Here is an 8565-nt window from a genome sequence, read left to right as displayed (position 1 = left end):
CGTCGTAGGTCACACCTTTGCGGCGTATCGGGCGAAAGGGTTACCACTGAATGGCCACCACGCCGCGGGTCCCGTGAGCCGGTGGTTCTCCTCTGTCCCCTCCCCCATGAGGTTTCGATGTTCGAGCGCGTCACGTCCCGTTTCCCCCGCACGTCCGCCACCCGTACCCGTGCGGCCGTCCTGGCCGCCGGCCTGGGCACCTCGGTCGTCCTGGGAGCCGGGGTCGCGGCCGCCGTCGACACCACGGCCGCCTCCGGCGCGGCCGGCGCCGTGCAGGCGCAGGCGGCCGCCCAGTCCAAGGCCGCCGAGGCTCAGGCGAAGGCCGTCCAGGCGCAGGCCGCCAAGGCGCAGAAGGCCGCCGAGGCGAAGAAGGCGGCCGCCGCCAAGGCCGTCCAGGCGAAGAAGGCGGCGAAGGCCGCGGCCAAGAAGAAGGCCGCGTCCTGGATCGACCCGGTGAAGTCCTACAAGCTGTCGGCGAGCTTCGCGCAGAACGGCGGCATGTGGGCGCACAAGCACTCCGGCCAGGACTACGCCGTCCCGACCGGCACCCCGGTGATGGCCGCCCACGGCGGCACGGTCGTCAAGGCCGGCGGCAACGGCGCCGGCGACGGCCCGGCGTACGGCAACGCCATCGTGATCAAGCACGGCAACAAGACGTACTCCCAGTACGCCCACCTGTCGTCCGTGAACGTGAAGGTCGGCCAGGTCGTCAAGACCGGCCAGAAGATCGCCCTGTCCGGCAACACCGGCAACTCCAGCGGTCCCCACCTGCACTTCGAGATCCGTACGACCCCGAACTACGGCTCCGCCGTCAACCCGGTGACCTTCCTGAAAAGCAAGGGCGTGACCGTCTGACCCGCGGGACGCGGCCCGAAGCGCCCCGGCTCAGTCCCCGGCCGTGTGCCGGTGGGCCTGGGTGATCAGATCGACGGCGACCTCGAGAACGGCTTCGTGCCGCTTCGCGGGGTCGCTTTCGACGTCCTGGAGGACGTGCATCCCGGCGTGCAGGGTGAACAGGGCGCTGATGCAGCGCACCTGGTCGACCAGGTCGGCGTCGGGGTCGATGAGGATGTCCCGCAGTCCGAGCATCTTCGTCTTGAACATGTCGCCGATGCGCAGCTCGCGGATGGCCGCCTGGTTCTCCTGCATGAAGCGGAAGAGCGGGGCGGCGTCCCGCAGCGCCGCGCTGTAGCGGCGGATGATCTCCTGCTTGGTCTCCAGCGAGTGCGGCTGCCGGCGCCCCCACTCGATCAGGTCCTCGATCGGCCGGGAGAGGTCCTCGAAGATGCTGACGAGGATCTCTTCCTTGGTCTTGAAGTGGTAGTAGAGCGCCGCCTTGGTGACGTCCAGCCGCTCGGCGATCTCGCGCAGCGAGGTCTTCTCGTAACCCTGCTCGGCGAAGAGCTCGAGCGCCTCGTCCTGGATGCGCTGGCGGGTGTTCCCGCGGCGCCGCTGCTTGGTGCCGTCCATGGTGCCGCCCATCTTCCCGCTCGTACCCTCTTGACGAAAACTTACTTGACGACCGGCTAGTTGCGCGACTAGCTTCACGTCATAGTGAACTAGCCGGGCGGCAAGTAAGTAAAGACGGGCCACCGAGAGTGGCCGGGGGAGTAGGAGCGATGACGGACTCAGCGGCGGCGGGGGCCGTCCCGACGGACGGTACGAAACAGCCGAGAAGCGTGCGCGTGGTGCTGCTCGCGCTCATGATCGCGATGATGCTCGCGATGCTCGACAACATGATCATCGGCACCGCGATGCCCACGATCGTGGGCGAGCTGGGCGGCCTGGAGCACCTCTCCTGGGTGGTCACGGCGTACACGCTGGCCACCGCGGCCTCCACCCCGGTGTGGGGCAAGATCGGCGACATGTACGGGCGCAAGGGCTCGTTCATCGCCTCCATCGTGATCTTCCTGATCGGCTCCGCGCTCAGCGGCATGGCGCAGGACATGGGGCAGTTGATCGCCTTCCGCGCGGTGCAGGGCCTGGGCGCGGGCGGTCTGATGGTCGGCGTCATGGCGATCATCGGCGACCTGATCCCGCCCCGGGAGCGCGGCAAGTACCAGGGCATGATGGCGGCCGTGATGGCCCTGGCGATGATCGGCGGCCCGCTGGTCGGCGGCACCATCACCGACAACTGGGGCTGGCGCTGGGCCTTCTACATCAACCTGCCGCTCGGCGTGATCGCCCTGGCCGCGATCGGCGTGGTGCTGCACCTGCCGAAGAAGCGGTCGCAGGCCGGCATCGACTACCTCGGGGTGGCGCTGCTGACGGTCGGCATCACCGCGATCGTCCTGGTGACCACCTGGGGCGGCACCGAGTACGCCTGGACCTCCACACGGATCATGGAGCTGATCGCCCTCGGCGTCGCGTCCCTGGTCGGCTTCGTGTTCTGGCAGACCCGGGCCGCCGAGCCGGTGGTGCCGCTGCACATCTTCCGCAGCCGCAACTTCACGCTGATGTCCCTCATCGGCTTCATCGTGGGCTTCGTGATGTTCGGCGCGACGCTCTTCCTGCCGCTGTACCAGCAGTCCGTGCAGGGCGCCTCGGCCACCAACTCCGGTCTGCTGCTCCTGCCCATGCTGGGCGCGATGCTGGTCACCTCGATGGTCGCGGGCCGGGTCACCACGAACACCGGCCGCTACAAGATCTTCCCGGTGGCGGGCAGCGCCCTGCTGATCGTCGGCCTGTACCTGCTGTCCACGATGGACACCGGCACCTCCCGCCTCACCTCAGGCGTCTTCATGGCCGTGGTCGGCCTCGGAATGGGCTGTCTGATGCAGATCACCATGCTGGTCGCGCAGAACAGCGTGGAGCTGAAGGACATGGGCGTGGCGTCCTCCACGACCACCCTGTTCCGCACCCTCGGCTCGTCCTTCGGCGTCGCGGTCATGGGCGCGCTGTTCAACCACCGCGTCCAGGACGTCATGGCGGAGCGCGCGGGCTCGCTGGGCTCCAAGGTGACCGAGCAGTCCGCCCAGCTCGACGCGGCGAGCCTGGCGAAGCTCCCGGAGGCGGCCCGCGAGGCGTACCAGCACGCGGTCTCCTCGGGCACGCACGGGGCGTTCCTGCTGGGCGCGGTCGTCGCGGTGCTGTCGCTGGTGGCGGCGGTGTTCGTGAAGGAGGTCCCGCTCAAGGGCGCGGGCCCGGCGAAGGGCGACACCGGCGACGGCGCACCGGCGGCGGTGACGGTCACCGAGGCCGTCTGACCCCGTACGGCACGAACCCCCATACGGCACGAAGGCCCCCGGCGGCGCACCCGCGCTGCCGGGGGCCTTCCCCGTCCACAGGCCCGGCCTCGTTGTCGGACCCCCGTGCCACCATCGGTCGCATGAACAGGACGCGGCAGCTGAGGCTGGCCAAGGACGCGATGGACCGGGACTGGGCCGACCCGGACCTCGACCTGGCCGCGGTCGCCGCGCACGCCGGATACTCGCGCTACCACTTCATCCGCGCCTTCCGGGAGACCTACGGCGAGACCCCGGGCCAGTACCTGACCCACCGCCGTATCGAGCGCGCCGAGGACCTGCTGCGCACGGCGAGCCTGTCGGTGACGGAGATCTGCCACCTGGTCGGCTTCAGCAGCCTGGGCACGTTCTCGGCGCGGTTCAAGGGCCGTACGGGCCTCACCCCCAGCGAGTACCGCACCCGGCACGTGGGCCGCGGCGCCGCCCTGATCCCCGGCTGCTACGCCATGCACTGGCTCGGCGGACACCGCCCCGCCCCGGCCGGCGCCGACGGGAGCGCAATTCCGGAGAAGCGCGCAGACGGCGGCGCTGCCTACGGTGACAAGGCACCCAAGGAACGGCAGCGGAACGGGAGTACGTCATGATCAAGGGGCTCGCCATCACCACCGTCTGGGTCCTCGACCAGGACCGGGCGAAGGAGTTCTACACCGAGAAGCTGGGCCTGGAGGTGCGCACCGACATGACCCTGGGCGAGGGCGGCATGCGCTGGCTCACCGTCGGCTCGCCCAAGCAGCCCGACGTCGAGCTGACGCTGATGGTCCCCGGCGCGGGCATGGACCCCGAGTCCGCCGAGATGATCAATAAGCTGGTGGCCAAGGGAGCGCTCGGCCCCGGCGTGCTGACCACCGACGACATCCACGGCGACTACGCCGAGCTCAAGGCCCGCGGGGTCGAGTTCATCCAGGAGCCGCAGGAGCGCCCGTACGGCACCGAGGCGCTGTTCCGCGACGACTCGGGCAACTGGTTCTCCTTCACCCAGCCCCGCGAGGGCGGCCTCGACACGGACAAGGACTGGGCCTGCTGAGCCGCCCCCGCTACTGCGCCAGCACCGGATAGCTGCCCGTGTTCGTCGGGGCGTGCTCCGGCAGCCACAGGACGGCGGCGGCGCCCTCGGGCGGCGCGTCGTCCGGCGCGCCCGCCGGGCGTACGTTGCGGAAGGTCAGCCGCGCGCCCAGGACGCGGGCCTGGCCGGCCGCGATGGTCAGGCCCAGGCCGTGACCCCGGCCCGCCCGGTCCGCGCTGCCGGTGCGGAAGCGGCTCGGCCCCTCGGCGAGCAGGGCCTCGGGGAAGCCGGGCCCGTGGTCGCGGACCCGGACGACCCGGCCCTCCACGGTGACCTCGATGGGCGGGGCGCCGTGCCGGGCGGCGTTGGCGAGCAGGTTGAACAGCACACGCTCCAGACGCCGCGGGTCGGTCGTGACCTCCGACTCGTGGACCACCCGCACGATCACGTCCGGGTCCTTCGCCGCGACCCGCCGGGCGACGAACTCGCCGAGCAGGATGTCCTGGAGCTCGGCCCGCTCGGAGGCGCTGTCCAGCCGGGCGACCTCCAGCACGTCCTCGACGAGGGTGCGCATCGCGCGGGCCCGGTCCTGCACCAGCTCCGTGGGCCGTCCTGGCGGCAGCAGCTCCGCCGCGGTGAGCAGTCCGGTCACCGGGGTGCGCAGCTCGTGGGCGATGTCGGCGGTGACCCGGCGCTCGGCCTCCAGCCGCTGCCGCAGCGCGTCCGCCATGGCGTCCACCGCGCTGGCCAGGTCGTCGGTCTCGTCCCGCACCACCCCGCCGATGGCGTCCCGCACCCGCACGTCCGTCTCGCCCCCCGCGACCCGGTTGGCTGCGGTGGCCGCCTTGCGCAGCCGCCGTGACAGGTGCCCGCCGATGAGCACGCCGAGCGCGCAGCCGCCGAGCACGGTGGCCAGGGAGCCGATCCACAGGGCCTGGTCGAGGTCCTTGAGGATGTCCGAGCTGCGGTCGGTGAAGCCGGAGTGCAGCGACATCACGTGCCCGCTCTTGAGCGGCACCGCCGCCCAGATGTCCGGCGCGCCGCCCCGGTCGGCGACATAGGTGGCGCGGCGGCCCTCCTCGACCTTGGCGCGCAGCTCCGCGGGCAGCTGCGGGTCGTCGATCTTGGTGTTGGGGAAGTTCAGCCGCCCGGACAGCTCGTAGTTGCGCTGGGCGATCATGATGCGCTCGTCGGCCAGGTCGCGCGCGTTGTCCAGCATCGACACCCGGGCCGCGTTGTGCACGACCAGGCTGAGCGCGACCGCCACCAGCGCGCCGACCAGCGCGATCGCCGCGCTGAGCTTCCATCTCAGGCCCGCGCCGATGCCGGCCTGCCGTACGAACGCCGTCACCAGGCGCCGGATGTGTCCCCGCATCCGCCCGCTCAGGCCTTCAGCTTGTAGCCGAAGCCGCGGACCGTCTCGATCCGGTCCTGGCCGATCTTCGCGCGCAGCCGCTGCACATGGACGTCGACCACCCGGGTGTCCCCGCCCCAGCCGTACTCCCAGACGCGCTCGAGGAGCTTGTCGCGGCTCAGCACGGTGCCCGGCGCGGCGGAGAACTCCAGCAGCAGCCGCATCTCGGTCGGGGTGAGCGCGACCTGCTGCCCGGCCTTGCGCACCTCCATGCCCTCGGTGTCTATCTCCAGCTCGCCGAAGGCCAGCAGCGGCCCGCCGTCCCCGTCGTCCCCGGCGCCCGCGCCGCCGGCCCGCTCGAAGCGGCGCAGCACCGCTCGGATCCGGGCGACCAGCACGGCGCCGTCGAACGGCTTGGTCACGTAGTCGTCGGCGCCCGCCTCCAGGCCCAGCACCACGTCGATGGCGTCGGCCCGCGCCGACAGCATGATCACCGGGACGGTCGACTCGTCCCGTATCCGCCGGCACAGGCTGACCCCGTCCAGACCGGGCACCATGACGTCCAGGAGCGCGATGTCCGGTTGGTCGGCGCGGAACGCCTCCAGGCCGGACAGCCCGTCGGGCATCGCGGTGACCGCGAAGCCGTCCCGCTCCAGCGTGAGCTGGGTGGCCTCGCGGATGACGTCGTCGTCCTCGACGAAGAGGACATGGGTCTGGTCTGCCATCCCGCTGCTCTCAGTTCTCGTGTGGTCCCGGCCCGGGCTTGCCCCCGCCCCCACCGGGTCTTACGTCGGCGGCCCACCCCGCGGGAGGCGCCGGCCGCGCGACGGGTCCACCCCTTCATCGTCCGTGGGCCCGCCCGCGGTTCCCGCTGTGAGCCGTGTCTCAGCCTTCGGGCGCCGGTGACGGCACCGCGCCGGACACCGGCCCGTACTCGTTGTGCGTGCGGTACTTCTCGGCGAACCGGCCCGAGACCCAGCGGTACGTGATCACGATCTCGCCGGACGGGCTCGACACCGGGTCGCCGCGGTCGTAGACCTGCTTGGTCACCACCAGGTCCCCGCGGTCGATCTCGGCGTAGACCGGAGGCTCCTCCGCGCCGAACACGTTGACGTACGCGTCGCCCTGGCGCCGGTACACGTACGCCCCGATGCCGACCGCGTCACCGCAGGTCAGCACGTTGACGACGACGTCGTCGCCGGCCTCGCCGGTCAGGTTGCCGTAGCTGACGTCCACCGGGTACTCGTCGGCGACGCAGGGCTTCAGCTCCCGCTTCACCTCCGCCGAGACGGCCGGGTCCCGCTTGATCAGCCGCACCGCGTCGACCCGGTCCGGCGTCGGCGAGGCCGCGGTCGCGGGGGCGGCCGGGCTGGCCCCGCCGTCCACGCGCGCCGGGCCCTCGTCCCGGGCGCCGGTGCCGCTCGCGCCGCATCCGCTCGCAAACAGCACGACAGCGGCGAACACGGCCGTCGCCGTGCTCGCCGCCCGTGCGGTGGACCGGGCCCGTACGGGCTCCGCGCCGGTCAGGCCGCGCAACGCTCCCGCTCCTCACGCTCCAGCGCGCGTGCGTCCGACTCGCGGGACTCCAGCTCCTCGCGGAGCCGCGCCAGCGCCCGGTGCAGCGTGCTCTTGACCGTTCCGGCCGACATGCCGAGTGCGGCGGCCGTCTCGTCCGTGGACATCTGCTCCCAGTGTCGCAGCACCACGACACTGCGCTGCTTCGGGGCGAGGACCTTCAGCACGTCCATCAGCAGGGCGCGGTCCGCGTACTGCTCGGTGGCGTCCTCCACGCGGGACTCGGGGAGCTGCTCGGTGGGCACCTCCTCCAGCTTCCGCGCCCGCCACCACTCCGTCCGCGTGTTGATCATGACGCGGCGCAGGTAGGCGTCGGCCAGCCGCTTGTCCTCGATGGTCTCCCAGCGGCCGTACGTGCGCACCAGCGCGGTCTGGAGCAGGTCCTGCGCCTCGACCGGGTCCGGGACCAGGCGCCGGGCGCTGCGCAGCAGCGCGTCCTGCCGGGTGCGGACGTACTCCTCGAACTCGAGCACCTCGCCCTGCGCCATGGTGTACCGCCTTCCGGTCCCCGTTCCGGCCCGCCCCCGCGGGCCGGCCGTACCGCTCGTGATCCGTCTCGTCGTGCTCCGGTCGAGCACGCGACCGAAACTACGGAGGCGTTGTCACGGCACTGTCCGAAGCACCCTGCGGGCAGCCCTCGGGTGTCCGTCGGTTGTGTAACGGAGGGACGAACGGGACGAAGCGGCGAGCCGTTCGAGGCGGGTACGGGCGGTACGCCCGCCTTGTGCGGTGTGGCGGGCGTGACGCGTGTGACGGGGGACGACCCGGTGTCAGGTCAGCGGCAGCCGGTACAGCCCGCCCGGCATCGGCTCCACCAGGCCGTCCGACACCAGCCCGTCCAGCGCGCGGGCGCGCTGCACCGGCTCGTGCCACACCCGGTCCAGCGCCGCCTGCGGCACCGGCCCGTGCGCCTCCCGCAGCACCGCGAGCAGCCGCCCGCGGACCTGCCGGTCGGTGCCCGCGTACGTCTGCCCGCGGCGCGGCGGGCCGTCGTGCGCGGGCTTGCCGGCCAGCCGCCAGGCGCACTGTGCGGCGATCGGGCAGCGGTGGCACGCCTCGTTCTTCGCCGTGCACACCAGCGCGCCCAGCTCCATGGAGGCGGCGGCCCACCGGGCGGCCGTGGCCGCGTCCTCCGGCAGCAGCGCGCGGGCGAGCCGGCGCTCGGCGGCGGTGGTGGCGTTCGGCGGGTACTGCGTGCCGGCGACCGCGCGGGCGAACACCCGGCGGACGTTGGTGTCCAGCACCGCGTGCCGCTGCCCGTAGGCGAACGACGCCACGGCCGCGGCGGTGTACTCACCGATGCCGGGCAGCGCGAGCAGCTGGGCGTGGTCGGAGGGGACGTCGCCGCCGTGCCGTTCCGTTATGGCCACGGCGGCGACGTCCTCTCC

At 72.2% G+C, this 8565-nt stretch carries 10 protein-coding genes; 4 read left to right on the top strand and 6 right to left on the bottom strand.

Going from position 1 to position 8565, the window contains the following annotated elements; genetic code table 11:
• The first annotated feature begins 117 nt into the window (after nucleotides 1–117).
• Nucleotides 118–855 carry a M23 family metallopeptidase gene (locus CCN29_RS13520; RefSeq protein WP_086681997.1) on the top strand — a complete coding sequence of 246 codons (738 nt, stop codon included), beginning with the start codon at nucleotides 118–120 and terminating at the stop codon, nucleotides 853–855.
• A 30-nt stretch (nucleotides 856–885) separates the two neighbouring features.
• On the opposite strand, the gene CCN29_RS13515 is transcribed toward CCN29_RS13520, so the two are convergent.
• Complete coding sequence (locus CCN29_RS13515; protein ID WP_006129600.1) at nucleotides 886–1482, bottom strand: TetR/AcrR family transcriptional regulator; 597 nt, start codon at nucleotides 1480–1482, stop codon at nucleotides 886–888.
• Between the two features lie 137 nt (nucleotides 1483–1619).
• Here CCN29_RS13515 and CCN29_RS13510 point away from each other — a divergent pair, with 137 nt between their 5' ends.
• The 3 genes from CCN29_RS13510 (at nucleotide 1620) to CCN29_RS13500 (ending at nucleotide 4269) form a co-directional block, all read left to right on the top strand.
• The gene (locus CCN29_RS13510; protein ID WP_086681995.1) at nucleotides 1620–3206 is read left to right on the top strand and encodes an MDR family MFS transporter; all 1587 of its coding nucleotides are present in this window, start codon (nucleotides 1620–1622) and stop codon (nucleotides 3204–3206) included.
• Between the two features lie 122 nt (nucleotides 3207–3328).
• The gene (locus tag CCN29_RS13505) at nucleotides 3329–3829 is read left to right on the top strand and encodes a helix-turn-helix transcriptional regulator (protein ID WP_086681992.1); all 501 of its coding nucleotides are present in this window, start codon (nucleotides 3329–3331) and stop codon (nucleotides 3827–3829) included.
• The gene (locus CCN29_RS13500) at nucleotides 3826–4269 is read left to right on the top strand and encodes a VOC family protein (protein WP_006129597.1); all 444 of its coding nucleotides are present in this window, start codon (nucleotides 3826–3828) and stop codon (nucleotides 4267–4269) included. The genes CCN29_RS13505 and CCN29_RS13500 overlap by 4 nt, the downstream gene beginning before the upstream one ends.
• A gap of 10 nt (nucleotides 4270–4279) precedes the next feature.
• Here the strand turns inward: CCN29_RS13500 and cseC are convergent, their stop codons facing one another.
• The 5 genes from cseC to CCN29_RS13475 form a co-directional block, all read right to left on the bottom strand.
• Entirely contained in the window at nucleotides 4280–5743 is a 1464-nt protein-coding gene (gene cseC / locus CCN29_RS13495) for a two-component system sensor histidine kinase CseC (protein WP_416376839.1), read from the bottom strand.
• Entirely contained in the window at nucleotides 5632–6327 is a 696-nt protein-coding gene (cseB, locus tag CCN29_RS13490) for a two-component system response regulator CseB (protein WP_006129595.1), read from the bottom strand. The genes cseC and cseB overlap by 112 nt, the downstream gene beginning before the upstream one ends.
• 160 nt (nucleotides 6328–6487) lie before the next feature.
• Nucleotides 6488–7138, bottom strand: coding sequence for a hypothetical protein (locus tag CCN29_RS13485; protein ID WP_006129594.1), 651 nt, complete (start codon nucleotides 7136–7138; stop codon nucleotides 6488–6490).
• Complete coding sequence (locus CCN29_RS13480) at nucleotides 7126–7665, bottom strand: SigE family RNA polymerase sigma factor (protein ID WP_006129593.1); 540 nt, start codon at nucleotides 7663–7665, stop codon at nucleotides 7126–7128. Before CCN29_RS13480 ends, CCN29_RS13485 begins: the two co-directional genes overlap by 13 nt.
• Before the next feature lie 282 nt (nucleotides 7666–7947).
• The coding region (locus tag CCN29_RS13475) for an iron-sulfur binding domain-containing protein (protein ID WP_503167718.1) at nucleotides 7948–8565 on the bottom strand (618 nt) is incomplete at its 5' end.

It is taken from the genome of Streptomyces pseudogriseolus, assembly GCA_002154585.1.
Classification (GTDB): Bacteria; Actinomycetota; Actinomycetes; order Streptomycetales; family Streptomycetaceae; genus Streptomyces; species Streptomyces pseudogriseolus.
Note: the sequence above shows the minus strand (reverse complement) of the source record. Positions and strands in the feature narration are given on the sequence as shown.

What these genes read in the sequence shown, in the direction of transcription:
- CCN29_RS13520 (WP_086681997.1), top strand. Translation starts at nt 118, where the DNA reads ATGTTCGAGCGCGTCACGTCCCGTTTCCCCCGCACGTCCGCCACCCGT.
- CCN29_RS13515 (WP_006129600.1), bottom strand. Translation starts at nt 1,482, where the DNA reads ATGGGCGGCACCATGGACGGCACCAAGCAGCGGCGCCGCGGGAACACC.
- CCN29_RS13510 (WP_086681995.1), top strand. Translation starts at nt 1,620, where the DNA reads ATGACGGACTCAGCGGCGGCGGGGGCCGTCCCGACGGACGGTACGAAA.
- CCN29_RS13505 (WP_086681992.1), top strand. Translation starts at nt 3,329, where the DNA reads ATGAACAGGACGCGGCAGCTGAGGCTGGCCAAGGACGCGATGGACCGG.
- CCN29_RS13500 (WP_006129597.1), top strand. Translation starts at nt 3,826, where the DNA reads ATGATCAAGGGGCTCGCCATCACCACCGTCTGGGTCCTCGACCAGGAC.
- cseB (WP_006129595.1), bottom strand. Translation starts at nt 6,327, where the DNA reads ATGGCAGACCAGACCCATGTCCTCTTCGTCGAGGACGACGACGTCATC.
- CCN29_RS13480 (WP_006129593.1), bottom strand. Translation starts at nt 7,665, where the DNA reads ATGGCGCAGGGCGAGGTGCTCGAGTTCGAGGAGTACGTCCGCACCCGG.